This window comes from Blastococcus sp. SYSU DS0541 (genome assembly GCF_054050875.1).
The window spans coordinates 242,226-266,316 of the sequence record NZ_JBJHAD010000003.1; the positions used below are offsets into that span (position 1 = coordinate 242,226).

At 75.8% G+C, this 24,091-nt stretch carries 29 protein-coding genes; 14 read left to right on the top strand and 15 right to left on the bottom strand.

Going from position 1 to position 24,091, the window contains the following annotated elements; genetic code table 11:
* Positions 1-40 precede the first annotated feature (40 nt).
* Positions 41-1,489, bottom strand: a complete 1,449-nt coding sequence (locus ACI794_RS05570) for a circularly permuted type 2 ATP-grasp protein (protein ID WP_456615824.1) — start codon at positions 1,487-1,489, stop codon at positions 41-43.
* Positions 1,486-3,384, bottom strand: coding sequence for a S9 family peptidase (locus ACI794_RS05575; RefSeq protein ID WP_456615825.1), 1,899 nt, complete (start codon positions 3,382-3,384; stop codon positions 1,486-1,488). The genes ACI794_RS05570 and ACI794_RS05575 overlap by 4 nt, the downstream gene beginning before the upstream one ends.
* 250 nt (positions 3,385-3,634) lie before the next feature.
* Here ACI794_RS05575 and sepH point away from each other — a divergent pair, with 250 nt between their 5' ends.
* Positions 3,635-4,537 carry a septation protein SepH gene (sepH, locus tag ACI794_RS05580; protein ID WP_456601066.1) on the top strand — a complete coding sequence of 301 codons (903 nt, stop codon included), beginning with the start codon at positions 3,635-3,637 and terminating at the stop codon, positions 4,535-4,537.
* A 46-nt stretch (positions 4,538-4,583) separates the two neighbouring features.
* Positions 4,584-5,060, top strand: a complete 477-nt coding sequence (locus tag ACI794_RS05585; RefSeq protein WP_456601067.1) for a general stress protein — start codon at positions 4,584-4,586, stop codon at positions 5,058-5,060.
* Positions 5,061-5,084: 24 nt separating this feature from the next.
* Here ACI794_RS05585 and ACI794_RS05590 read toward each other — a convergent pair whose 3' ends face one another.
* Complete coding sequence (locus ACI794_RS05590; RefSeq protein ID WP_456601068.1) at positions 5,085-5,885, bottom strand: TrmH family RNA methyltransferase; 801 nt, start codon at positions 5,883-5,885, stop codon at positions 5,085-5,087.
* Between the two features lie 53 nt (positions 5,886-5,938).
* Between ACI794_RS05590 and ACI794_RS05595 the strand changes: the two genes are divergently transcribed.
* The 4 genes from ACI794_RS05595 to ACI794_RS05610 all read left to right on the top strand — a co-directional run bounded on the left by ACI794_RS05595 (position 5,939) and on the right by ACI794_RS05610 (position 9,057).
* Positions 5,939-6,892, top strand: a complete 954-nt coding sequence (locus tag ACI794_RS05595) for an NAD(P)/FAD-dependent oxidoreductase (protein WP_456615826.1) — start codon at positions 5,939-5,941, stop codon at positions 6,890-6,892.
* A 61-nt stretch (positions 6,893-6,953) separates the two neighbouring features.
* Positions 6,954-7,673 (top strand): ABC transporter ATP-binding protein, encoded by a 720-nt coding sequence (locus ACI794_RS05600; RefSeq protein ID WP_456615827.1) that lies wholly within the window; start codon positions 6,954-6,956, stop codon positions 7,671-7,673.
* Positions 7,670-8,440, top strand: coding sequence for an ABC transporter permease (locus ACI794_RS05605; protein ID WP_456615828.1), 771 nt, complete (start codon positions 7,670-7,672; stop codon positions 8,438-8,440). The genes ACI794_RS05600 and ACI794_RS05605 overlap by 4 nt, the downstream gene beginning before the upstream one ends.
* On the top strand, positions 8,356-9,057 hold the full coding sequence (locus ACI794_RS05610; RefSeq protein ID WP_456615829.1) for a TetR/AcrR family transcriptional regulator: 702 nt from the start codon (positions 8,356-8,358) through the stop codon (positions 9,055-9,057). The genes ACI794_RS05605 and ACI794_RS05610 overlap by 85 nt, the downstream gene beginning before the upstream one ends.
* A 33-nt stretch (positions 9,058-9,090) precedes the next feature.
* Here the strand turns inward: ACI794_RS05610 and ACI794_RS05615 are convergent, their stop codons facing one another.
* Entirely contained in the window at positions 9,091-9,930 is an 840-nt protein-coding gene (locus ACI794_RS05615) for a thioesterase family protein (RefSeq protein ID WP_456601073.1), read from the bottom strand.
* Between the two features lie 27 nt (positions 9,931-9,957).
* On the opposite strand from ACI794_RS05615, the gene ACI794_RS05620 reads away from it, so the two are divergent.
* Positions 9,958-10,926, top strand: a complete 969-nt coding sequence (locus ACI794_RS05620) for an aldo/keto reductase (RefSeq protein WP_456615830.1) — start codon at positions 9,958-9,960, stop codon at positions 10,924-10,926.
* A gap of 64 nt (positions 10,927-10,990) precedes the next feature.
* Here ACI794_RS05620 and thpR read toward each other — a convergent pair whose 3' ends face one another.
* From thpR to ACI794_RS05645, 5 genes are all read right to left on the bottom strand, one after another.
* Entirely contained in the window at positions 10,991-11,563 is a 573-nt protein-coding gene (gene thpR, locus ACI794_RS05625; RefSeq protein ID WP_456601170.1) for an RNA 2',3'-cyclic phosphodiesterase, read from the bottom strand.
* Positions 11,560-11,943, bottom strand: a complete 384-nt coding sequence (locus ACI794_RS05630; RefSeq protein WP_456601171.1) for a hypothetical protein — start codon at positions 11,941-11,943, stop codon at positions 11,560-11,562. Before ACI794_RS05630 ends, thpR begins: the two co-directional genes overlap by 4 nt.
* Before the next feature lie 55 nt (positions 11,944-11,998).
* The gene (locus tag ACI794_RS05635; RefSeq protein ID WP_456579489.1) at positions 11,999-13,318 is read right to left on the bottom strand and encodes an MFS transporter; all 1,320 of its coding nucleotides are present in this window, start codon (positions 13,316-13,318) and stop codon (positions 11,999-12,001) included.
* Between the two features lie 47 nt (positions 13,319-13,365).
* Positions 13,366-13,800, bottom strand: coding sequence for a MarR family winged helix-turn-helix transcriptional regulator (locus tag ACI794_RS05640; protein WP_456579490.1), 435 nt, complete (start codon positions 13,798-13,800; stop codon positions 13,366-13,368).
* A 106-nt stretch (positions 13,801-13,906) separates the two neighbouring features.
* Positions 13,907-15,466 (bottom strand): NCS2 family permease, encoded by a 1,560-nt coding sequence (locus ACI794_RS05645; RefSeq protein ID WP_456615831.1) that lies wholly within the window; start codon positions 15,464-15,466, stop codon positions 13,907-13,909.
* A 105-nt stretch (positions 15,467-15,571) separates the two neighbouring features.
* On the opposite strand from ACI794_RS05645, the gene ACI794_RS05650 reads away from it, so the two are divergent.
* Entirely contained in the window at positions 15,572-15,799 is a 228-nt protein-coding gene (locus ACI794_RS05650) for a DUF2530 domain-containing protein (RefSeq protein ID WP_456615832.1), read from the top strand.
* Between the two features lie 8 nt (positions 15,800-15,807).
* On the opposite strand, the gene ACI794_RS05655 is transcribed toward ACI794_RS05650, so the two are convergent.
* Positions 15,808-16,608 carry a DUF3027 domain-containing protein gene (locus tag ACI794_RS05655; protein WP_456615833.1) on the bottom strand — a complete coding sequence of 267 codons (801 nt, stop codon included), beginning with the start codon at positions 16,606-16,608 and terminating at the stop codon, positions 15,808-15,810.
* Positions 16,609-16,672: 64 nt separating this feature from the next.
* On the opposite strand from ACI794_RS05655, the gene ACI794_RS05660 reads away from it, so the two are divergent.
* Entirely contained in the window at positions 16,673-18,163 is a 1,491-nt protein-coding gene (locus ACI794_RS05660) for an MFS transporter (protein ID WP_456615834.1), read from the top strand.
* On the top strand, positions 18,160-18,624 hold the full coding sequence (locus ACI794_RS05665) for a DUF2771 family protein (protein ID WP_456601078.1): 465 nt from the start codon (positions 18,160-18,162) through the stop codon (positions 18,622-18,624). Before ACI794_RS05660 ends, ACI794_RS05665 begins: the two co-directional genes overlap by 4 nt.
* A 6-nt stretch (positions 18,625-18,630) precedes the next feature.
* Here the strand turns inward: ACI794_RS05665 and ACI794_RS05670 are convergent, their stop codons facing one another.
* Entirely contained in the window at positions 18,631-19,023 is a 393-nt protein-coding gene (locus tag ACI794_RS05670) for a cold-shock protein (protein WP_456579496.1), read from the bottom strand.
* A 127-nt stretch (positions 19,024-19,150) separates the two neighbouring features.
* Between ACI794_RS05670 and ACI794_RS05675 the strand changes: the two genes are divergently transcribed.
* A complete protein-coding gene (locus ACI794_RS05675) occupies positions 19,151-19,492 on the top strand; it encodes a YidH family protein (RefSeq protein WP_456601079.1) in 342 nt (113 codons plus the stop codon).
* Entirely contained in the window at positions 19,489-19,809 is a 321-nt protein-coding gene (locus tag ACI794_RS05680) for a DUF202 domain-containing protein (protein WP_456601080.1), read from the top strand. The genes ACI794_RS05675 and ACI794_RS05680 overlap by 4 nt, the downstream gene beginning before the upstream one ends.
* Here the strand turns inward: ACI794_RS05680 and ACI794_RS05685 are convergent.
* The gene (locus ACI794_RS05685; protein ID WP_456601081.1) at positions 19,796-20,362 is read right to left on the bottom strand and encodes a nucleotidyltransferase family protein; all 567 of its coding nucleotides are present in this window, start codon (positions 20,360-20,362) and stop codon (positions 19,796-19,798) included. The genes ACI794_RS05680 and ACI794_RS05685 overlap by 14 nt on opposite strands.
* A 76-nt stretch (positions 20,363-20,438) precedes the next feature.
* Here ACI794_RS05685 and ACI794_RS05690 point away from each other — a divergent pair, with 76 nt between their 5' ends.
* Positions 20,439-21,206 carry an endonuclease/exonuclease/phosphatase family protein gene (locus tag ACI794_RS05690; RefSeq protein WP_456615835.1) on the top strand — a complete coding sequence of 256 codons (768 nt, stop codon included), beginning with the start codon at positions 20,439-20,441 and terminating at the stop codon, positions 21,204-21,206.
* Positions 21,207-21,256: 50 nt separating this feature from the next.
* A complete protein-coding gene (locus ACI794_RS05695; RefSeq protein WP_456615836.1) occupies positions 21,257-21,571 on the top strand; it encodes a hypothetical protein in 315 nt (104 codons plus the stop codon).
* Here the strand turns inward: ACI794_RS05695 and ACI794_RS05700 are convergent.
* The 3 genes from ACI794_RS05700 to ACI794_RS05710 form a co-directional block, all read right to left on the bottom strand.
* Positions 21,568-23,223 (bottom strand): AMP-binding protein, encoded by a 1,656-nt coding sequence (locus tag ACI794_RS05700; RefSeq protein ID WP_456601084.1) that lies wholly within the window; start codon positions 23,221-23,223, stop codon positions 21,568-21,570. The genes ACI794_RS05695 and ACI794_RS05700 overlap by 4 nt on opposite strands.
* Complete coding sequence (locus ACI794_RS05705; RefSeq protein WP_456579503.1) at positions 23,220-23,447, bottom strand: hypothetical protein; 228 nt, start codon at positions 23,445-23,447, stop codon at positions 23,220-23,222. Before ACI794_RS05705 ends, ACI794_RS05700 begins: the two co-directional genes overlap by 4 nt.
* A gap of 115 nt (positions 23,448-23,562) precedes the next feature.
* Entirely contained in the window at positions 23,563-24,075 is a 513-nt protein-coding gene (locus ACI794_RS05710; protein ID WP_456579504.1) for a hypothetical protein, read from the bottom strand.
* Positions 24,076-24,091: the final 16 nt, after the last annotated feature.

The window sequence follows — 24,091 nt, forward strand, 5'->3', positions numbered from 1 at the left end:
AGTCGAGGCTCGCCCACCGGCCGGGGTTCGACCGCGGCCGTCAGCGCAGCAGCCAGGTGTCCTTGGTCACGGGGCCCGCCCCCAGCACCCTGGTCAGCGCGAGCGGCAGCGTGGTCGTGGTTCCCCCGGCCACCGAGAACACCCGCAGCTCCACCGGCCGCGGACGCAGGCACCCGTCGACCAGCGTGGGCGCCGTGGAGGGGATCAGCGGCTCACGGGCCACGAACCGGTGCGGGGCGGCGGTGATCTCGGCGCGCAGCGCGGCCAACTCCTCCCCCGAGCAGGTCGGGCCGTGCACGAGGCGCCGGCCGCCGTACCCGGCGACGGTCTCCACCTCGAGCTCGTGCAGCCGGCCGGCGACCTCGGCGCACGCGGCCGGGTCGGCGAGCACCCAGGTGCGTGCCGACGCCAGCAGCGGCTCCTCGCCGAGGTAGAAGCGGATCATCGCCGGCACCCACGCGTAGCCGGCCGCGTCGTCGGCCACCCCGTTGCCGGGCACGTTGGCCAGCCCCAGCCGCCCGGCCCGCACCGCCTCGGTGAGGGCCGCGTCCAGCGGCACCCCCGCACCGGTCGGGTAGGCGCCGAGCAGCGCGTCGTCGAAGCGCCGGTAGAGGACGTCGACGGGGACACGGCCACCGTCGACGGCGGCCTCCACCCCCCCGTCCCCGCGCGGCCAGAGGTCGCCGGCCCGCACGAGCGGGGCGTCGAGCGCCTCGGCGAGCACCTGGTGCTCGAACCAGGCGCCGTCGCTCTCGCCCTGGGTGAGCACCGCCGTGCGTGGCGACCCGGCGGCCCCCGGCGGGGCGGCGTCCGCCAGCGCGCCGGACAGCAGCGGGATCGCGTCGGCGGGGTCCCGGAGCCGCTCCCTGGCGGCGGCGGGGAGCTGCGGCAGCAGCGCGCGGGCGCTGTCCCGGTCGGCGAGCGCGTAGCCGATGCCCGACGGCGCGCGCAGGTGGTCGCGGACCACCGCCCAGCCCCCGTCGCCGGTGCGGACGAGGTCGGCCGCGGCGACGGCGGCGCGCGGCTGCCCCCGCCAGGCGCGGGAGACGGCGTCGGGGTCCCGGCCGGGGCCGTGCGCCACCGCCCACTCGGGCAGGGCACCGGCCCGCACGATCTCCGCCGCGCGGTCCGGATCGCTGCGCCGCCGGCCCGCGGGCCGGTAGGCGTCGTCGAGGAAGGCGTTCAGCGCGCGGTGCCGCTGGGCCATCCCGGCCGACACCGCCCGCCACGCGCCGGCGTCGACCAGCCGCGGCACCGGATCCAAGGCGACCGGGCGCAGCTGCTGCCGGCCGTCGGCCCACGTGCCGACGACGACGCCGCGCTCCTGCCGCCGCCGCGCCAGCTCCGCCTCCGCGGCCGCGAGCCCGGGGGCACCCAGCCGCTCGAGGACGGCGACCGGCCCGGCCCAGCCGTCGCGCAGCCGGCCGTCGGCCCCGACGGCCTCGTCGGTGCGGTCGGTGGGGTAGCCGGCGAAGAGTTCCCCGCTCACAGCCACCGATCGAACCAGGCGGCGAGCCGCTCGCCCAGTTCGACCAGGTTCTCCCGGCCCACGATCGCGTGGCCCTCGCCCGGGAAGAGCAGCAGGTCGGCGCGGGCACCGCGGGCCTGCAGCGCCTGGTAGGCCTGCACCGACTCGGCAACGGGCACGTTGGTGTCACGGTCCCCGTGGGCAAGCAGCACCGGGGCGGTCAACCGGTCCAGGGTCGTCATCGGGGAGAGCGCGGCCAGCATGTCGCGGTCGGCGACCGGGTCGCCGTACTCGGTCACCGAGGCCGCGGCCATCCACGGCTCGGTGCCGGCGAAGAAGGTGCGCAGGTCGCTCATGCCGGCCAGCGAGGTACCGGCCGCGAACAGCTCCGGCCAGCGGGTCAGCGCGACCAGGGTGAGGTACCCGCCGTAGGACCAGCCGTGCGCGCCGACCCGGCCCGGCTCGGCGATGCCCGCCGTCACCAGCTCGTCCACCGTCGTCCGGACGTCGGCGAAGGAGGCCTCGCGCGCCGGCCCGTCATCGGCGGTCATGAAGGCGCGGCCGAAGCCGCCGGAGCCCCGCACGTTGGGGGCGAAGACGGTGAGCCCCGCAGCCACCATGCTCTGCGTGATCGGCGACCAGTTCGGCCGCGCCTGGCCCTCGGGGCCGCCGTGGAAGCTGACCACCGTGCGGTTGGGGCCGCGGCTGCCCGCCGGCTCGTACAGCCACCCGGAGAGCCGGACGCCGTCGGGGCCGACGTACTCGTGGCGCACCGGCTCGACCAGCCCCGTCAGCCGCCGCCGCGCGGGCGAGCAGGGCAGCGGCTCGGGGGTGGCGCCGTCCAGCGGCACCCGCCACAGCCCCCGGGGCGCACGCGGTCCGGAGAGCTCGGCGACCAGCGCGTCGCCGTCGGCGGCCGGCGCCCAGCCGGAGAGCACCGGCTCGGGCAGCTCGATCCGCCGCACGACGGCGCCGTCGCAGCGCGCGTGCAGCCACAGCTCGCTCACCCCGTCGGCGTTCCACACCGCGAGGACGGTGCCGTCGGGGCGGACCGCGTACCCGTCCAGGTCGGCGTCGGCCCGCTGCAGGACGACCCGACCCCGCCCCGGCACGCCGTCGGCGTCGAGGGGGACCGCGACCAGCCCGGCGCGGTCGGCCCCGGGCGGGCCGGGGAGGGCGGCGCGCACGTGCACGGTGGCCCCGCCGTCGGTGAAGCGGCCGTCCTCGGAGGCGATCCCGCCGGGGGCGTCGAGGGGCACCACCCGCCGCTGGATGCCGGTCGCGACGTCGATGACGACGATGTGGCGGTAGGCGCGCGGCCCGCGCCGCGCCAGCACCGTCCGCCGGTCGGAGGAGACCGCGGTCACGGCCAGGAACCCCCCGGAGGCGAGCGTCCGCTGCTCGCCGGTGACCACGTCGACCAGCACGACGTCGGCATCGGGCCCGGAGCCCGGGGCGATCGAGCAGGCGTAGCGCCGGGCGTCCACCCAGCAGCCGGCGAAGACGGCCGCCCGCGGGTCGGCGCCGGCGACCAGCCGGTGACCCGTGCCGTCGGGGCGGACCACGTGCAGCTCGGCGCAGATGGAGCCGCCGGGGCTCACCAGGTAGGCCAGCCGCTCCCCGTCGGGGGCCCAGGAGACGGAGATGACCTCCTGCTCGGCCCCCGACACCTGGACCGGAGGGGTCCGCCCGTCCAGCGCGGCGACCTCGAGCCGGGGCAGCCCGGTCCGGTCGGTGACGTAGGCGACGCGGCGGCCGTCGGGCGACGGCGCGGGGCACCAGGCGGCGGTCGCCCCGGCGATCCCGGCGATGGCCCGGCGGACCGCGGCGGGGAGCGCCTCCGGCGGCGCGAGCACCTCCAGCGCTGCGCAGCCCGCGGGCGCGGCCGTCCACTGCTCGGTCACGGGACTGGCCATCGCTCCTCCTCGGCTCGGTGCGGCGCCGCCGGCGAGCCCCCCACTGTGGCGGGGGTTCGTTTCCGGCACGTGTCAGCGCTGTCATCGGCGTGCGTCGTGCTCGCCCGCACCCCCCGCCGGAGGGAGCTGAGCCACCCCGCGCCCGGCCACGCCACGCCGGGGCGCCTGCGCGCCGCGCGCGGCCGGTCCCGATAGCCTCGGAGACCGGGGTCTCGTCCGGGCCCGCCGCGCCGGCTGCAGGAGGTCGCCCATGCGCACGCTGCGCCTCGTGGCTCTCTCCGACGACGGGAAGAGCCTCGTCCTCGTCGCGGACAGCCCCGAGCACCCCGAGGGCGAGCGGTTCGAGCTTCCGATCGACGAGCGCGTGCGCGCCGCGGCCCGGGGGGACGCCCGCCGGCTCACCCAGATCGACGTCGACCTCGGCACCGAGCTGCCGCCCCGGGTCATCCAGTCGCGCATCCGCGCCGGCGAGACCCCCGAGCAGGTCGCCACCGCCACCGGCGCCCGGGTGGAGCGGATCATGCGCTTCGCCCACCCCGTGCTGCAGGAGCGCGAGCGCGTGGCCACGCAGGCCCGCGAGGCGCGCGTCCGGCTCACCGAGGGCGCGCCGGGCGCCGTGCTCCAGCAGTTCATGGTCGAGCGGCTGCGGCTGATCGACACCGACATCGACGCCGTCCGGTGGGACGCCTTCCGCGACGAGGACGGCACCTGGGTGGTCACCGGCGAGTGGCGCGCCGGGGCGAAGTCCGGCACGGCCCGGTGGAACTTCGACCTGCCGTCCCGCACCGTCACCCCGGGCGACGCGGCGACGACGGACTTCGCCGAGGGCACCCGCCTCGTGCGGGTCGTGCCCGAGGTGCCCGCCGGGCTGCCCACGCCGGCGCCCCGCAGCCGCCCCGTGGCGGTGGTGCGCAACCCCGAGCCGGCGCCGGCCCCCGCCGCGGCGGAGGACGCCCACGTCCGCGACGTGCACGCCCCCGACGGCAGCCCGGCCGACGACGACCCGATGGCCGCCCTGCTGGACGAGGTCGCCGAGCACGACACCGTGGTGCTCGGCCGGGGCGGCGGCGAGGGCACGGACGACGACGAGGACCCGCGCGCCCGCATCCCGGCGTGGGAGGACATCGTCTTCGGGGTCCGCCGCAACCGCTGACCGGATCCGCGTGGAACCCCGCGCGCGGCTGGGTAGTTGATCCGGCATGAGTGCTTCGGTGTCGATGCCGCTGGGCGGCGTGCAGGTCGGGTCCTTCGACAGCTACGAGCGGGCGCAGGCCGCCGTCGACCACCTCTCCGACGAGAAGTTCGCGGTCGAGAACGTGACCATCATCGGGACCGACCTGCGCATGGTGGAGACCGTGACCGGCCGCATGACCATGGGCCGGGCGATCGCCGCCGGCGCCGCGGCCGGCGCGTGGTGGGGTCTCTTCGTCGGGCTCCTGCTGGGCATCTTCGCCCCCGACGGCTCCGGCTGGATCGGCTCCGTGCTGACCGGCCTGCTCATCGGTCTGGCCTTCGGCGCCGCGTTCGGCGGGATGGGCTACGCGGCCACCCGCGGCAAGCGCGACTTCACCAGCACCAACAAGATCATCGCCAGCCGGTACGACATCATGTGCCACCCGGCGCACGCCGAGGAGGCCCGCGCCCTGCTCGCCCGCTTCTCGCTGCGCGCGGGCTGACGGAGCCCGGGCGGCGGAGCGCGGCTAGCGCAGCGCGGCGAAGGCCACGGCCGCCGCGGCGGCCACGCCGAGGGAGTCGACCCCGCTGCGCATCGGGATCCGGGCCCGCACCCGGGCCGCCCGCTGCGCCTCCGGGGTCAGCCCCGGCCCCTCCGCGCCCAGCAGCACCGCGGTGCGCGGGTGGGCCACGGGATCGATGCCGGCCAGGTCGACGGCGTCGGCGGCGGGGGTGAGCGCGACGGTGAGGTAGCCGGCGTCGTGCAGCAGGTCGAGCCCGGCGGGCCAGTCGGGCAGCACGGCGAACGGCAGCGACAGCACGTGCCCCATGGACACCCGCACCGACCGCCGGTAGAGCGGGTCGGCGCAGCGCGGGTCCAGCAGCAGGCCGTCGACCCCCAGCGCCACCGCGGATCGGGCGATCGACCCCAGGTTCTCGGCGTCGTTCAGCGCCTCGAGGACGGCCAGCCGGCGCGGCGCCGCCGGATCGGGCCCCGCGAGCAGCCCGTCCAGGTCGGCGGACGGGCGGCGGTCGGCCGAGGCGACGACGCCCCGCGTGAGGCGGAACCCGATCACCTCCGAGAGCACCCACTTGTCGGCCTCGTAGGCCGGCACGTCGTCGGGCAGGTCGAGCGCGCTCACCCGCCCGGGCACCCCGAGCACCGCCCGCACCCGGTAGGGGGAGGCGAGCAGCCGCTGGACCGCGGGGACGCCCTCCACGATCACCGGACCGGTGCCGCGTGGCGTGCCCGCGGGCCGGTCCCCCGCCTTGAGGTCGCGGAAGTCGGCCACCCGCTCGTCGGTCGGGTCGGTGATGGTCTCGGGCACCCGGTGATTCTGCCGGGCGGGCGCCGACGGGTCGCGGCACCCAGGATCGGGACGTGACCCCCGACAACGCTCGCGTGACCGTCATCGGCGCCGGCATCGCCGGCCTCGCCTGCGCCCGCGCCCTCCGGGACGCCGGCCGCGACGTCCAGGTGCTGGACCGGGGGCGGGGCCCGGGCGGCCGGCTGTCCTCGCGCACGGTGCGTGGCCGGGCGGTCGACCTCGGCGCCTCCTACCTCACCGCGAGCGACGGGTCCCCGTTCGCCGCCGTGGTGGCCGACTGGGTGGACCGCGGCCTGGCCCAGCCCTGGACGGACACCTTCGCGGTGCTCGGACCGGAGGGGCTCCGGGAGCGGAAGTCCGGACCGCTGCGGTACGGGACGCCGGCCGGGTCGCGCAGCCTGGCCGTCGACCTCGCCACCGGGCTGTCCGTCCGGTCCGGGACCACCGTCCGGGAGGTGACCGCCGGCCCCGCCGTCGACGGGCGGGCCGTGCCGGCCGCCGTCCTGGCCATGCCCGGGCCCCAGGCCGCCCGGCTGCTCGACCCGGCCGGCCGGGCGGGGCGCCTGGCCACCGCGGAGAGCTGGCAGCCGGCCCTCGCGGTGGTGCTGGGCTGGCGCCGGCGGCGCTGGCCGGCCGATCTGCACGGCGCCTTCGTGCACGACGACCCGGCCGTGGAGTGGATCGCCGACGACGGCGACCGCCGTGGCGACGCCGCCCCGGTGCTGGTCGCGCACACGACGGCCGGCCTGGCCGCCGAGCACCTCGGGGACCCCGCTGCCGCCGTGCCGGCCGTCGTGGCGGCCGTGCGGTCCGCCCTCGGCATCGACGTGGAGCCCGAGTGGACGGAGGTCCACCGCTGGACGTTCGCCCGGCCGGCCGCGCCGCGGGAGGAGCCGTTCGGTCTGGTCGACCGGATCGGGCTCTGCGGGGACGGGTGGCACGCACCGGCGAAGGTCGAGGGCGCCTGGTCCTCGGGGACCGCGCTGGGCCGCGCGCTGGCCCGTTGACGAGGTGAAGGAACTCACCTAGCGTTGAGTTCATCACCCGTTGAGTTCTTGGGGGTGCGTCATGGACGCCATCACCGTCACCGATCTCGTCGTCGACCGCGGGAAGCGCCGGGTGCTGCCCGGGCTGTCCTTCACCGTCCCCGCGGGCCAGGTCACCGGGCTGCTGGGCCCCAGCGGCAGCGGGAAGACCACCCTGATGCGCGCCCTCGTCGGCGTGCAGCGCATCCGCTCGGGCACCGTCACCGTCCTCGGCGAGCCGGCCGGCTCCCCCGGGCTGCGTCCCCGCGTCGGCTACGTCACCCAGTCCCCGAGCGTCTACCCCGACCTCACGGTGCGGGAGAACGCCCGCTACTTCGCCACCCTGCAGGGGCGGCGGGCGGTGGACGCCGACGCCGCGATCGCCGACGTGGGGCTGGCCGACGCCGCCGGTCAGCTGGTCGCCGACCTCTCCGGCGGCCAGAGGGGCCGTGCATCCCTGGCCTGCGCCCTCGTCGGCGAACCCGAGGTCCTGGTGCTGGACGAACCGACCGTCGGCCTCGACCCGGTGCTCCGCGTCGAGCTGTGGGAGAGGTTCCACGCCCTGGCCGCCGCCGGGACGACGCTGGTCGTCTCCAGCCACGTGATGGACGAGGCGGGCCGCTGCGACCGGCTGCTGCTGCTCCGCGACGGCGAGCTGCTGGCCGACTCCACGCCGGCGCAGCTGCGCGCCGACGGCGGCTCCGAGGACCTGGAGGAAGCCTTCCTCGCCGTGGTCCGGGCCCGGACGGGGGTGGCGGCGTGACCACCGCCCTGGCGAACCCCCGCCTGACCACCGCCACTGCGGGCCGGGTCCTGCGCCAGCTGCGGCACGACCACCGCACCATCGCCATGATGCTGGTGCTGCCCAGCGCGCTGCTCGGGCTCCTCCACCTGCTGTGGCAGGACGTGCCCACGCTCCCCGGTCAGCCCGGCACCTTCGACCGCATCGGGCTGACGATGCTCGGGATCTTCCCGTTCGTGGTGATGTTCCTGGTGACCAGCATCGCGATGCTGCGGGAGCGCACCTCCGGCACGCTCGAGCGGCTGCTCACCACCCCGCTGGCCCGGCTGGACCTGCTGCTCGGCTACGGCCTGGCCTTCGGCCTGGCCGCCGCACTGCAGGCGGCCGTCACCGTGACGGTCGCGACGACGCTCTACGACCTCGACGTCTCCGGGTCGATCGGCCTCGTCGTGCTCATCGCCGTGGCCGACGCGGTGCTGGGCGTCGCCCTGGGGTTGCTGGCCAGCGCCTTCGCCCGGAGCGAGTTCCAGGCGGTGCAGTTCATGCCGGTGGTCGTGCTGCCCCAGTTCTTCCTCTGCGGGCTGCTCGTACCCCGTGAGCAGATGGCCGGGTGGCTGCAGGCGATCAGCGACGTCCTGCCGCTCACCTACGCGGTGGAGGCGCTGCAGGAGGTCGGGCGGTCGCCGTCGGCGACCGGCACGATGTGGGTGGACGTCGGGCTCGTCGCCGGCGCCGCCCTGCTCGCCCTCGCCCTGGCGGCGGCGACCCTGCGGAGGAGGACCAGCTGAGCGCAGCAGGACCGGCTCGACGGTCGGGACGGCGCCCCGGGAACCCCGACACCCGGGACGCCGTCCTGGCCGCGGCCCGCGAGGCGTTCGCCGAGCGCGGTTTCGACGGCGCGACCATCCGCGGGATCGCGGGCGCGGCCGGCGTCGACCCGGCTCTGGTGCACCACTACTTCGGCAACAAGGACAAGCTCTTCCTCGCCGCCATCGAGGCGCCCGCCAACCCGGCGGAGCTGCTGCCCGAGGTCCTCGCCGGCGGTCGCGAGAACCTGGGCGAGAACATCGTGCGGCTGCTGCTGCGGGTGTGGGACGGCCCGATGCGACCGGCGGCGCTGGCGCTGGTCCGCTCCGCCGTCGCCAACGAGTGGACGGCGAAGCTGCTGCGCGAGTTCCTCGTCTCGCAGATCCTGCGGCGCGTGGTCGGCACGTTGGGGCTGCCCACCGCCGAGCGGGAGGCGCGCGCCTCGCTGGCCGCCTCCCAGCTCATGGGCCTGGTCATGGCCCGGTACGTGCTGCGGGTGGAGCCGCTGGCCTCCGCCGCGCCGGAGTCGATCGTCGCGGCGGTGGGCCCGACGGTGCAGCGCTACCTCACCGGCGACGTGGCGCTGCCCCACCGCTGATCGTTCCGGGTCGGGTCAGTCACCGCGGGGCACTCAGCGCGGGCGGGGAGCGCGCGCCAGCTGACGGCTCTGCGCGACCAACCGGCCGGTCGAGTCCCAGATCCGGTACTCCTCGTCGAGCCAGCCCCCGGCGATCTCGGTGGCCCGCGCCTCGGCCAGGCACCACCCGGGGGCGGGCCGCGCGCGCACCAGCACCTGGAGCTGGACGGTCGGCGCCCAGCCCATCAGCCCCATCGACCAGATCGTCGGGGGCAGCACGTCGGCGAAGAGCAGGAGCGCGAACGGGTCGGGATCCCGCCCGTCGGCGAGCCGCAGCCAGGCGCGCATGACCGGCTCCCCCGACGGGGTGCCCCTCACCCAGCCGGCGGTCGCCGGGTCCAGCCGGGTCTCCACCCGGTGCCGCAGCCCCACCGCGGGCACGGGGTGCCCGCCCATGTCGGCGCCCGGTTGCGCGTCCAGGCACTCCTCCACCGGCGGGACGTCGGGCGCCGGCACCGAGCGCAGCGGGGCGTCGTCCCCGAGCGTCGCCGTCGTCACCTGCACGCTGAGCGTGGGCCCCTCGGCACCGCTGAGGACGACGCCGGAGTGCCCGAGAGTGCGCCCGCCCGGGCCGGGCGTGACGGCCAGGGTGGCCGGGCCGGGCGGCGTCGCACGCAGGTAGCTGGCCGACACCGCCACCGGGTGCGGGTGCGGGTGCGGGCTGCCGGCGACGGCCGCCCGCGCGGCGACGGCGAGCAGGTACCCGCCGTTGAGGATGCCGCTGCCGACGTCCCAGCCGGGGTGCAGGTCGGCGGCGAAGCCGCCACCCTCGGCCCGCCGGACGGCGGTGGCGGCGTCGAAGTCGGAGAGAGCCTGGTCATCGTTCTGCGGCACGTCGGACAGCGTGCCAGGGTGGCCGGCGTGGACCACACCCACCTGGGCCGCAGCGGTCTGTCGGTCTCCCGGCTCTGCCTGGGGACGATGAACTTCGGCTGGAAGACCGAGGAGGGCGATTCCCACGCGATCCTCGACCGGGCCCTGGCCGAGGGCGTGAACTTCGTGGACACCGCGAACGTCTACGGCTTCGAGGCCGGCAAGGGCCGCACCGAGGAGGTGCTGGGCAGCTGGTTCGCCCAGGGTGGCGAGCGCCGGGAGCGGACGGTGCTGGCCACCAAGGTCTACGGCGGGATGTCCGACTGGCCCAACGACACCTTCCTCTCCGCCCGCAACGTCGTGCGCTCCTGCGAGGCCTCCCTGCGCCGGATGCGCACCGACTGGATCGACCTCTACCAGTTCCACCACGTCGACCTCGCGACGCCGTGGGAGGAGATCTGGCAGGCCTGCGAGACGCTGGTCGCCCAGGGCAAGGTGCTCTACGTCGGCTCCTCGAACCACGCCGGGTGGCAGCTGGCCGCGGCCAACGAGACGGCGGCCCGCCGGCACTTCCAGGGGCTGGTGAGCGAGCAGTCGCACTACAACCTCCTCACCCGGCACGTGGAGCTCGAGGTGCTGCCCGCCGCGCAGCACTACGGCGTCGGGGTGATCCCGTGGAGCCCGCTGGCCGGCGGGCTGCTCGCCGGCGTGCTGGAGGAGGCCGGGGGCGGCCGGCGCGGCGAGGAGCGCACGCAGAAGCGGGTGGAGCGGCACCGCCCGGCGCTGGAGGCCTACGAGGCGCTCTGCCGGGAGCTGGGGCACGCGCCCGCCGACGTCGGCGTGGCCTGGCTCCTGCACCAGCCGGCCGTCACCGCACCGATCGTCGGCCCGCGCACGATGGAGCAGCTCGAGGGCGGGCTCCGGGCGCTGGAGATCCGGCTCGACGACGCCACGCTGACCCGGCTCGACGAGATCTTCCCCGGCTACCGCCCCGCCCCCGTGGAGTACGCCTGGTGAAGGACCCCGTCGCCCCCCACGCCTCGCTCGATCGGCGCGGGGCCCTGCGACGGGGCCGGTTCCATCACGTCACCAGGGGCCAGCAGGCGAGCACCGTGTAGGCGGGGGCCGGGCCGAGGCGGCTCTCCCACAGCCGGATCCGGTCCACCGGCCACTCCGGCCCGCGGTAGCCGGCGAGCCGGTCGGTCAGCGTGGCGTCGGCGGGCCGGCCCGGCCGCCACCGGCCCAGGGTCAGGTGGGGCCGGAAGGGCCGTTCCTCCACCGGGAGCCCCAGGGCACGCGCGACCGCCGCCAGCCGCCCGGCCAGCGCCACCAGCGGGTCGACGTCGCCCTCCAGCCCCGCCCAGGCGACCTGGGGACGGCGCAGCGACCCGAACCGCCCGCCGCCGGCCAGTCGCAGCGTCATCGTCGGGGTCGCGGCCACCGCCGGCGCGGCGGCGGCCACCAGGCGGGGCACCAGCGGGTCGGGCACGGCCCCGAGGAACAGCAGCGTCAGGTGCCAGCGCTCGGGTCTGCCCCAGCGCGGCGCCCCCGGGAGGTCGCGCAGCGGCAGCAGGACGCGCTCGAGGTCGTGGCGCGCGCCCTCGGGCGGGTCGACGGCGAAGAAGAGCCGCCGTCCCGCCCCGGGGCTGCTCAGAGGGGCACCTGCAGGCCCGCGGCGCGCAGTTCGGCGGCAACCCGGAGCCGCTCGACCTCGCGGGCGCGGCCCTCCGGCAGACCCGCGAGCGCCGAGGCCAGGCCCAGCATGCCGGCCGCCTCGGTGAGGACGTCGTCGTACGCGGCCAGCAGCGCGCGGCGGCGCGCCATCGGCATCCCGGCCGGGACGAGCGCCACCTGGCGGCCGAGCCGGCGCACGTCGGCCGCCACGACCTCCAGGGCGCGTCCCGGGGGCGCCGGGTGGCGCGCCGCGTGACGGCGGGCAGACCACGCCTCGATCCGCCGGATGAGCGGTCCCAGGCCGGCGACCAGGCCGGCGAAGGCGGCGAGCAGTGCGACGAGCTGGATCAGCGCGGCCATGGCGTTCCCCTGCGCACGGGCGGGACGGGTGCAGCGAACGGTACGCGCGGAACGCTCAGAGCGACTGCTGACCGGGGGCCTTCTGGCTGAGCTGCTCCTCGACGCTGCGCACCTGCGACGACGGGACCACGGGGCGGATGCGCAGCCGCACCGGCGAGCGCTCCACCGTCAGCCGCAGGGACCCACGGTGGGCCAGCCAGGCCGCGGCGCCGAGACCCGCGACCACGCAGACGCCGCCGCCCAGCACGAGGCCCCACGGGGCGCCCAGGTGCTCGGAGATCCAGCCGACCAGCGGCGCCCCGACGGGGGTGCCGCCCATGAAGCACATGAAGTACAGCGCCATCACCCGGCCGCGCATCTGCGGGTCGACGCCGAGCTGGACGAAGCTGTTGTTGGCCACGCTGAAGACCAGCGCCGCCGCACCGGTGGGCACCAGCATCGCGGCGAAGGCCCAGTAGGTGGGCATCAGCCCGGCGACGACGGTGCAGGCGCCGAAGAGCACCGCCGACGCCACGAGGAAGCGCTGCCGGGGGCGGACGCTGCGCCGGGTGGAGAGCAGGGCGCCGCTCAGCGACCCGACCGCGAAGCAGGTCGAGAGCAGGCCGAAGGCCTCCGCCCCGAGGCCGAAGGTCTCCCGGGCCATCAGCGCGATGGTGACCTGGTAGTTGAAGCCGAAGGTGCCCAGGACGAAGGCCAGCCCCATCGCCAGCAGCAGGTCGGGGTGCGCCCGCGTGTAGGCCAGACCGGCGCGCAGCTGCCCCCGGCCCCGGGCCACCGGCGGGCTGGGGGTCAGCTCGTCGGCGCGCATGCCGGCGATCGCCACGATGGTGAAGGCGAAGCTCGCCGCGTTGAGGAAGAACGCCGGTGCGGTGTTGCCCGACGCCGCGCCGATGAGCAGGCCGGCGAGCGCCGGCCCGACCAGGCGGGCGCCGTTGAAGATCGTCGAGTTGAGGCTGACGGCGTTCGTGATCAGCGCGGGGCCGACCATCTCCGGGACGAACGACTGGCGCACCGGCACGTCGACGGCGGCGACCGACCCGAGCAGCCCGGCCAGCACGAAGACGTGCCACAGCGCCACCGCCCCGGTGGCCACCAGGACCCCCAGGACCAGGGCGAGCAGCCCCATGAGGGCCTGGGCCGCGATCAGCAGCCGGCGCTTGGGGTAGCGGTCGGCGAGGACGCCGCCGTAGGCGCTCAGCAGCAGCGAGGGGCCGAACTGCAGGGCGGTGATCAGGCCGAGGGCGACCCCGCTGCCGTCGGTGAGCTGCAGCACCAGCCAGTCCTGCCCGATGCGCTGCATCCAGGTGCCGGTCAGGCTGACGAGGTTGGCCGAGGCGTAGCGGCGGAAGTTCCGCACCCGGAGGGCGCGGAACATGCCGCTCCCCTGCTCGGGCGGCGTCCGCTGGTCAGTGCTCGTGCAGGTCACCCACCGGCGAGCTTGTCCATGATCTCGGCCGCTTCGCGGAGGACCGCCCGCTCCTCGGCGGTCAGCTCCTGCAGCCGGCCGGCCAGCCAGGCCTCGCGCGCCCGCGCCTCCGCCGACAGCAGCTCCTCGGCCGCGTCGGTCAGCCCGATGATCACCTGGCGACCGTCGGTGGGGTGCGGGGTGCGGGTGACCAGCCCGGCGTTCTCCAGCGCGACGACGACGCGGGTCATCGACGGCGGCTGCACCCGCTCGTGGGCGGCGAGCTCCCCCGGGCTCATCGGGCCGTGCCGCTTCAGCGTCGACAGGGCCGCGAGGTGGGTGAGCGTCACCGAGGTGTCCACGCGCTGGTTGCGCAGCCGCCGGGAGAACCGCATGACCGCCAGCCGCAGCTCGTGGGCGAGCGCGGCGGTGTCCAGCGTCGTCCGGCCCACGGTTCGTAGCCTACCTAACGATCTGTCGGTCGCCGCGCTCTCCGACGGCCCCCTCGCAGGGGCCCGCCGCGAGCTCGCGAGTGGTGGGGGGCGAGGGAGCCCTCTCTCAGAGGAGCTGCTGCAGCGGCTCGAGCGCGAAGTAGACCAGGAACAGCAGGGCCACCACCCACATGAGCGGGTGGATCTCCCGGCCCCGCCCGACCGCCAGGCGCAGCAGCACGAAGCTGATGACGCCGGCCCCGATGCCGTTGGTGATCGAGTACGTGAACGGCATGAGCGCGATCGTCAGGAACGCCGGGATGACCAGGGACATGTCGTCCCACGTCAGGTTCTTGATCTGGCTGATCATCAGCGCGCCGACGATGACGAGCGCCGGTGCGGCCGCCTCGGAGGGGACCACCGCGACCAGCGGGGTGAAGAAGACCGCGACCAGGAACAGCAGGCCGGTGACGATGCTGGCCAGCCCGGTCCGGGCGCCGTCGGCCACGCCGGCGGTGCTCTCGATGTAGGTGGTGTTGGAGGAGACGCTGCCCGCGCCACCGGCCGCGGCGGCCAGCGAGTCGACGAGCAGGACCGGCTGCGACTTCGGCAGGTTGCGGTTCTCGTCGAGCAGGTCCCCCTCGGCGCCGACGGCGGTCACCGTGCCCACGGTGTCGAAGAAGTCGGCGATCATGATCGCGAAGACGATGAGCAGGGCGGCGACGACGCCGATGCGCTCGAAGCCGCCGAAGAGGGAGAAGTTCCCGAGCAGCGAGAAGTCGGGGCTGCCGACGATGTCGTCGGGGAGCGCCGGCACCTGCAGCGCCCAGCCGCGGGGGTTCTCCCCGTCCTCGCCGAAGCGGGGGCCGACCCCGGCGATCGCCTCCACCACGATGGCGAGCACCGTCGTCGCGACGATGCCGATGAGGAGCGCGCCCCTGACGCGGCGGACCACCAGCAGGCTCATGAGCAGCAGGCCGACGACGAAGACGAGCATCGGCCAGCCGGCGAGCTGGCCACCCACGCCGAAGCTGATCAGCGGGTTGCCCGGCCGGATGATGCCGGCGTCGGCGAGGCCGATGATGGCCAGGAAGAAGCCGATGCCGACGGCGATCGCGACCTTGAGCTGGGCCGGGATGGCCTCGAACACCGCCTTGCGGAAGCCGGTGAGCACCAGCACGGTGATGAGCAGGCCCTCGAGCACGACCAGGCCCATGATCTCCGGCCAGGTGAGCTGCGTGGCCGCGAAGACCGCGACGATCGCGTTGATGCCCAGGCCCGTGGCCAGCGCGAACGGGTAGCGGCCCACGATGCCCATGAGGAGGGTCAGGGCACCGGCGAGCAGCGCGGTGACGGCGGCGATCGAGCCGAACGGCAGCACGGTGCCCGCGACGTCGGCGCCGGGGACGCCGTCCGGCCCGGGGATGCTGGTCAGGATGATCGGGTTGAGCACCACGATGTAGGCCATCGCGAAGAAGGTCGTGATGCCGCCGCGCACCTCGCGGCCGACGGTCGACCGGCGCGCGCTGATCTCGAAGTAGCGGTCCAGCCCGTTCTTCGGGCGCACCCGCGGCCCCTCGCTGCGGCGGGGCGTGGTGGGGGGCGTGCCGGCCGAGACGTCGGCGGGGGTGCTGCCGTCGGCGGCGGCGGCGCTGGCGCCACCGGAGGGACGGGACTTCTGCGGCATGCGGGATCTCCGGGCGGTGCGGGCGGCCATCGAGCGGCGACAGCGTGCCACACGGATGTTTCCGGCACGTGCCACCGTGGCCGGGACGGGATCTAAGGTGCGGTCGTGGCCCGTCCCGGTAAGCAGGCTCCCCCGCCGCTCGAGGTCGACACCGTGCGCGTGGTGATCGCCGGCATCGCGGTCTGGGCGGTGGTCCTGGTCGTCCTGCTGCTGCTGGGCGACCGGGTGGACCGGATGTGGACCTGGACCTGCGTCGCCGCGATCGGGCTGGCGCTGCTGGGCCTGGGCGTCATGAAGCTGCAGGGGCAGCTGGGCCGGCGCGACCGCGACTGAGCCGGGGTTCAGTCGCCCAGGACGTCGTACTCCGAGGTGTCGTAGCGCGCCGAGGTGACCACCTCGGTGTCCTGGACGAGGACGAGCGTCGCCTGGCTGTGCGCGCCGCACCCGTAGTCGGCCGTCACGACCCGCCCGTCCCCGGGGGCGTAGGCGTTGCCGCAGGCGCCCACCATCTGCCGGAGCGACCCGGCCAGCGGGAGGTAGAACCCGCAGGTGGCGCAGGGGCCCGGCGCCTGCCGGGCCATCGGGGACGTCGGCCCGTACTCCCCGGCCGACCAGCGGGCCACGGCCTCGGCCCGGCCCTCCCGCGACATGACCCGCTCCCGGCCGAGGCCGATCTCGCGGGCGACGACGCGGCCCTCGGGGTCGTCGGCGGAGTCGTCGTCGGCGGTGTACGCCGGCACCAGCCGGGCGTCGTCCTCGGTGGCCGGCAGGACGTCGCCGACCGAGAGGTCCCCCGGCCGCAGCCGCTCGTGCCACGGCACCCACGCCGGCGCGAGCAGCGCCTGCTCGCCCGGGAGCAGCACCACCTCGTCGACGGTGACCCGGTCCTCGCCGGGCACCCGGGCGACCGTGACCGCCCAGTGCCAGCCGACGTAGCCGGGCAGCCGGCTGGCGAAGGTGTGGGTGACCACCTCGCCGAGCTCGGCGGGGCCGACGGCCTCCGCCGTCGCCCCCAGGTGCTCGCCGACCAGGTCGGCGGCGCCGGCGGTCTCCACGGCGGCGGCCCGGGCCGGCTCGATCGCGGCGGTCAGCGGCTCGGCCGCTGCGGAGGCGGGCCGGACGGGCGCGGAGGAGTCGGACACGCCCCCATTGTGGCGGACGGGCCACCCGGCGTCCGGCACCGCACTCCCGGGTCGGTGCGGCACCATGGGCGGCGTGTCCGCACCCCGCCGCTCCTCCGGTGCCCGCCGGTGGTCGCGGGCGGGCGGGCAGGAGGCGGCGCCGCCCCTGGACACGACCCCGCTGGGCGTGCCGCGGCCGCAGACCCGACCGATGCCGCAGCCCGGACCGAAGGTCACCGTCACCCGGGTCGCCGCCGCCCGCAGCCGCGAGCTCACCGTCGCCGCCGCGCGTCGGGTACGCACCGCCAGCCGGGCCGACGGCGCGGGCGAGAGCGGGCTGACCCACCTGCTGTGGGTGAACGCGCTGCACATGGCCGGAGACGCGATGATCGCCGTCTCCCTGGCCGGGACCCTCTTCTTCGCCGCCACCGCCGACGCCCAGCGCGGCAACGTGGCGCTCTACCTGCTGGTGACCATGGCGCCGTTCGCCCTCCTCGCGCCGGTCATCGGCCCGGCCCTGGACCGGCTGCAGCGCGGCCGCCGGTGGGCGCTGGCGGTCTCGCTCGGCGGCCGGGCCGCCCTGGCCCTGGTGATGGCCGGGCACTTCGACGACCTCTGGCTCTACCCGGCGGCGCTCGGGGTGCTGGTGCTCTCCAAGGCGCACAACGTGCTGCGGGCGGCGGTGGTCCCCCGGGTGCTGCCCGGTCCGATGTCGCTGACCTCCGCGAACGCGCGGCTGTCGGTGTTCGGCCTGGTGACCGCCGGCGTCGCCGGGGGGCTCGGCGCCGGGGTGGCCGCGCTGCTCGGCTTCGACTGGGAGCTGTGGGCGACCGCGGCGGTCTTCCTGGCCGGGGCGGTGCTCGCCGTCCGCCTCCCCCGCCACGTCGACGTCCCCACGGGCGAGGAGCCCGCCGACGTCCTCAGCACCACCGAGATCCCGCTGCCCGGCCGCCGCCGGCGGGTCACCCCGCACGTGGTGCTGGCGCTGCGGGCCAACGCGGCGTTGCGCGGCCTGGGCGGGTTCCTCACCATCTTCGCCGCGTTCCTGGTGCAGGCCACCTTCGCCGACGGCTGGTCGGCCACCCTCGCCCTGGGCGCGCTGGCCGCAGCCGCGGGGCTCGGGAGCTTCACGGGGACCGCCGTCGGCTCGCGCATGCACACCGCGGCCCCCGACCGCCTCGTGCTGCACGCCGCCTCGGGCGCCGCGGCGGTGACGGTGCTGGCCGCGGTCTTCTACGGGTTCGGCATGGCGGTGCTGGTCGCCGGCGTCTCCGCCGTGGCGAACGCGCTGGGCAAGGTGTCGCTCGACGCGATCATCCAGCGCGAGGTGCCCGAGAGCCTGCGCGCCTCGGCGTTCGCCCGCTCCGAGACGGTGCTGCAGCTGGCCTGGGTCGTCGGCGGGGCGCTGGGCATCGCGCTCCCGCCCACGGGCTGGCTCGGCTTCACCGTCGCCGCGGCGCTGCTCGTGCTCGCCGTCGGGCTGATCCTGTGGAGCCTCTACCGCAGCCGTCCCCCGGCGACGGCGACGGGGGCCTCCGATGCGCCGACGACGCCGGTGGGACCGTCGTGGTCGTGAGAACCCCCCTCCCCGCGCTGCTGCTCGCCCTCTGCGCGGCCGGCTCGCTGTCGGCCTGCGCCGGCGAGCCCGCCACCCCGCAGGACGTGCGGGTGCAGGCCGGCAGCCAGGACGTCACCGCCGCGCCCACCCAGTACTGCCTCGACGGCGAGGGGCAGCGCTACGGCACGACGCCGCCGGTGGTCGAGGTCTCCCCCGACACCACCATCACCCTGACCGTCCCCGAGGCGATCGCGGAGCGCGGCTGGCAGGTGCAGGTGTTCGACGAGTCGCTGGAGGAGCTGATCGGCGAGGTCGACGTCCCGGCGGGGACGGAGACGTTCGCGGAGATCAGCTCCTCCGACGTCGTCCCGCCGGCCTTCTACCTCGTCGTCGTCGAGGACGCCGGCGGCGACTGCGGGGAGTTCACCGCGGCCTGGCCGGTCGGCTTCCTGCGTGCCGGAGGTGACCTGGCGAGCTGAGGGCGCTCAGCCCTCCAGGTCGCCGGCCACCGCGCGGAGCACGGCGGCGACCTTGCGGGCGTGGCCACGCTCGGGGTACCGGCCGTGCCGCAGACCCTCGGAGACGTCGTCGAGCAGCTTGATCAGGTCCTCGACGATCGGCACCAGCTCGTCGGGCTTGCGCCGGCTGGCCGCGGCGACGGTGGCGGCCACCGACGGCAGCGGGTCCAGCAGCCGCACCTGCAGCGCCTGGTCCCCCCGGCGACCCGCGACGATGCCGAACTCCACGCGCTGCCCCGGCTTGAGGTCGGTACCGGCGGGGAGGGCGTCCTTGTGCACGAAGACGTCGGGACCGTCCTCGCGGGACAGGAACCCGAAACCCTTCTCCGCGTTGAACCACTTCACTCTGCCGGTGGGCACGGTGGATTCCCTCAGCTCTCGGTCTGGCGCGGTGGGACGACGGCGGCAGGACACCGCTGGCTGACAGGTTAGCCGCCGCTGCGTCGCGCCCACCTGCCGATTCCGAGGGTGTCCCTACGCTGGGCCGGTGCCCGACCACCCCGACTACCGCTTCACCCTCGCCAACGAGCGCACGCTGCTGGCCTGGCTGCGGACCGGGCTGGCCCTGGTCGCCGGCGGGGTGGCCGTCGCCACCTACGCGCCGGACCTCGGGGTGCGCTGGGGCAGCGCCGCGGTCGCGCTCGCGCTGGTCGTCATCGGGCTGGGCATCGCGCTGGCCGGGTACCGCCGCTGGCAGGCGAACGAGGAGGCGATCGCGGCCGGGCGCGCGCTGCCGTCGAGCGTGCTCGTCCCGGCGGCGGTCGCCGCCGTGGCGGCGGTGGTGGTCGTGGTCGGGGTCCTGGTGGGCCTGGAGGTGATGCGCGGGTGAGCGCGCCGGTGGAGACCCAGCCCGAGCGCACGGCGCTGGCCTGGCAGCGCACGGGCCTGGGGCTGCTGGCCGTGGCCGGGCTGGTCGGGCACCGGGCGGTGCACCTGGGCAGGCCGGCGCTGCTGGTCCTCGCGGGGGTCGCCGCGCTGCTCGGGCTGGCGGTGCTGGGCGGGCTCGCGCCGGTCCGCTACCGCCAGGTGCAGCGGCGGGTCGCCGCGGAGGGGGCGGTGGTCGGCCGGTCGGCGGCGCGGGGCGCGACGGCGGCGGTCGTCCTCACCGCCCTCGCCGCCGCCGTCGCGGTCGTCATCCCCGGGTGACGTCCGGCACGACCCCCAGCCGCTCCACCAGGTGCAGGAAGACGACGGCGAAGTCGTTCTCCGCCACCTCGGCGGCCACCCGGGCCCAGTCGACCTGCTCCCGCAGCGCCCGGGCGACCGGCAGGAGCCGGGAGAAGTCGCAGTAGTGCTCGTCCAGCGCCATCAGCTTCGAGACGACGATGTCGGTCGGCAGCATCACCGGCATCTGCACCGAGAGCACCGGCAGCACCTCTGCGCGCTCGACCAGGTCGTTCTCCACCGGCCGACCGCAGGTCCGCCAGATGACGTCGACGAAGACCTCGTCCCGCTCCACCTTGAGCAGCCAGTCCTCCGCCGGGTCGACGACGTCCAGACCGGCGGCGACCAGCGCCTTCGCCGCCCGCTCGGCCTCACCGGCCGGCACGAGGAAGTCGGCGTCGTGGTCGGGCTCGGGGGCACCGCGCACCCAGGCGGCGTAGCCACCGCAGAGCGCGAACGGCACGTCGCCCTGCTTGAGCGCGACGGCGGTCCGCTTCAGCAGGTCGCGCACCTGGTCGCGGGGAGACGTCTGCACCTGCCGCCTGCTACCCGCATGTCACCGGGGCACACGGCGGGGTTGGACCCGGCGGGCAGCGGGGCACAGGGAGCAGGTGCGCATCGCGAGCTTCAACATCCTGCACGGACGCTCCCTCGACGACGGCCGGGTCGACGTCGACCGGCTGGCCGCCGCGGTGAAAACCCTGGATGCCGACGTGCTCGGCCTGCAGGAGGTCGACCGCGACCAGCCGCGGTCGTTCGGCGCGGACCTCACCGCCGTCGCCGCCGAGGCGATGGGCGCGGTCGACTCGCAGTTCGTCGCGGCCCTCGACGGGACGCCCGGCGGCACCTGGATGGCCGCGACCGGCGAGGAGCAGCCCGGGTCGGCGAGCTACGGCATCTCGCTCCTGTCGCGCTACCCCGTCGTCTCCTGGCGGGTGGTGCGGATGGCCCCGCTGCGGGTCAGCGTGCCGCTGTGGTCCCCGCAGTCCCGGCGTCCCTTCCTGGCCCGCGACGAGCCGCGGGTGGCGGTGGCGGCCGTCCTGGAGGGACCGTTCGGCCAGTTCACGGTCTGCAACACCCACCTGTCCTTCATCCCCCGGTGGAACGGCCACCAGCTGCGCACGCTGGTGCGCTCGCTGGAGGGCACCCGCGAGCCGCTGGTGCTCCTGGGCGACCTGAACATGCAGCAGCGCGCCGCCGCCCGGTACAGCGGGCTGACGCCGATCGCGACGGCGGCCACCTTCCCGGCGCCGCGGCCGTCGCGGCAGCTCGACCACGTCCTGGTGCGCGGCGGCCTGCGCGCGAGCGGTCCGGCCGAGGCGGTGCGGCTGCCGCTGTCGGACCACCGGGCGCTCGTGGTGCCGGTCGCGGCCACCTGACCGGGGGGAGGCCGGTCGCGGTGGCACATGGTTCCGTGGATCATGACCGCATGTCCGGAGCCGCCCGCATGCTGTCACTGGTCGCCACGATCGTGCGCGCCGTCTTCTCGGTGATCGCCGCGGTCCTCGTCGTCCACGCCGTGTTCGTCCTGTTCGAGGCCAACCCGGCGAACGTGCTGGTGCAGTTCGCGGCCGGCTGGCGCGACTCCTTCGGCTGGTTCACCCGCGACCTGTTCACGCCGTCGGACCCGGAGGTCGCCGAGGCGGTCAACACCGCGCTGGCGGCGCTGATCTGGGTGATCGCGGGCTCGCTGCTGTCGAAGCTGATCGTCAAGCTGGCCCCCGAGAGCAGTGCCCGCGTCTAGGCGTTCCGCACCGCGGCGGCGGACTCCAGCCCGAGCTCGGAGACCGCGACCTGGCGCATCTCGACCTTGCGCACCTTGCCGGTGACGGTCATCGGGAACTCGTCGACGACCTTCACGTACCGCGGCACCTTGTAGTGGGCCAGCCTGCCGGCGCAGAACTCCCGCAGGGACTCGGCGGTGAGCGGCTCGGCCCCCTCGCGCAGCCGCACCCAGGCCATGAGCTCCTCCCCGTACCGCTCGTCGGGGACGCCGATCACCTGCGCGTCCACGACGTCGGGGTGGGTGTAGAGGAACTCCTCGATCTCCCGCGGGTACACGTTCTCCCCGCCGCGGATCACCATGTCCTTGATCCGGCCCACGATGTTCAGGTAGCCGGCCTCGTCCATGACGGCGAGGTCGCCGGTGTGCATCCAGCGGGCGGCGTCGATCGCCTCGGCGGTCTTCTCCGGCTCCTCCCAGTAGCCGAGCATCACCGAGTAGCCGCGGGTGCAGAACTCCCCCGGCGTCCCGCGGGGCACGGTCAGCCCGGTGGTCGGGTCGACGACCTTCACCTCGAGGTGCGGGTGCACGCGGCCGACGGTGGAGGTCCGGCGGTCCAGGTCGTCGTCCGCGCCGGTCTGGGTGGAGACCGGCGAGGTCTCGGTCATGCCGTAGCAGATGGTCACCTCGGTCATCCCCATCTCGGCGACGACCCGCTTCATCACCTCCACCGGGCACGGTGAGCCGGCCATGATGCCGGTGCGCAGGGTGGAGAGGTCGTAGTCGGCGAAGTCGGGCAGACCCAGCTCGGCGATGAACATCGTCGGGACGCCGTAGAGCGAGGTGCAGCGCTCGTCCTGGACGGCGCGCAGCGTCAGCGCCGGGTCGAAGCCGGGCGCGGGGATGACCATGGTCGCGCCGTGGCTGGTGGCCGCCAGGTTGCCCATGCCCATGCCGAAGCAGTGGTAGTAGGGAACCGGGATGCAGATGCGGTCGGCCTCGGTGTAGCCGCAGCCCTCCCCCACGAAGAACCCGTTGTTGAGCAGGTTGTGGTGGGTGAGCGTGGCGCCCTTCGGGAAGCCCGTCGTGCCGGAGGTGTACTGGATGTTGATCGGGTCGTCGGCCGAGAGCTCGAGGGCTCGCTCGGCCAGCCGGCCCCGGTCGCCGGCCCGGCCGGTCGCCATGAGCCGGTCCCACTCGCCGGACCCCAGGAAGACGACCTCGCGCAGCGCCGGGCACTCCCCCCGGACCTCCGCCACCATGGCGCGGTAGTCGCTGGTCTTGAACTCCGGCGCGCTCACCAGCACCGAGATGCCGGCCTGCTTCAGCACGTAGGCCAGCTCGTGGGTCCGGTAGGCCGGGTTGATGTTGACCAGGATCGCGCCGAGCTTCGCCGTCGCGTACTGGACGAAGACCCACTCGGCGCAGTTGGGCGCCCAGATGCCGACCCGGTCGCCCTTGCCGACGCCGAGGGCGTCGAGCCCGAGCGCGCAGGCGTCGACGTCGGCCACCAGCTGCGGGTAGCTCCAGCGGCGACCCGAGGCGCACTCGACGAGCGCCTCGTGGTCACCCACCCGCGCCGCCGTCCGATCCAGGTTCGCCCCGATCGTGTCACCGAGCAGGGGGACCGTGGAGGTCCCGCTGCTGTAGGACGGCAGCGCGGGCGCGCTCACCGCCGCCGGCCCTCTGCGGTCTGGACGCCGGCCCGGTTCGGCTTGTCCGTCGGGTGGGCGTAGCGCAGGCGCTCCGCGGGGATCGGGAACCCGTGGTCCTCGCCGAACGGCGACAGCCCCCCGGCGACCGAGGCGGAGAGCTCGGTGACCGGCGGTCCGCCGCCGTCGGACTCGCCCCAGGTGGGTTCCACCAGGTGCGCGTGCTTCTCGTTGCGCTTGGCCATGACGCCTCCGTGTGCGGTACCGGGTGCACCGCGCGGTGCACTGTTGCCGACATCTTCCCCTGACCGACCTGCCGACCGCGCGCCACCGCCCCCCGTGGCGGCGGTGGTGTCGCGGTCAGCGGCCCCGGGAGACCACCCGGGCCCCCCAGAGGGTGCCCGCTCCCTCGGCGGTGAACACCCACTGACCCGGACCGACCGGCGCGGCGAGCACGCCGGCGCCGTCGAGCTCCTGGACCGCGCGGGTCCGCCAGATGGCGGTGCTGAGCAGGCGCAGGTGGACGGCGTCCTCCCCGCTGTCGGGCTCGAAGGCCAGGACGGCGGGCCCGGCGACGAAGAGCCGCCCGGAGCGCCAGGTGGTGCCGGCCAGCGCCCGCCGCCAGCGGCTGGTGCGCATCAGGGCCCCCACGCCGACGACGACGGCGGCCACCCCGCCGAGCACGAGGGCCATGACCGCGAGCCCGGCGCCGGGTACCCGCCGGCCGTCCTCGCCGGCCAGCGTGACCGTGGCGACGCCCAGGAGGACCCCCAGGACGACGGCGATGGCGCCGCCGCCCAGCCAGCGCAGCGCGCCGACCTGGAGGGCGGCCAGGGAGGTCCGGGTGCCGGGGTCGTCACTCGCCGGGTGCATGCGCCCATGCTGGCAG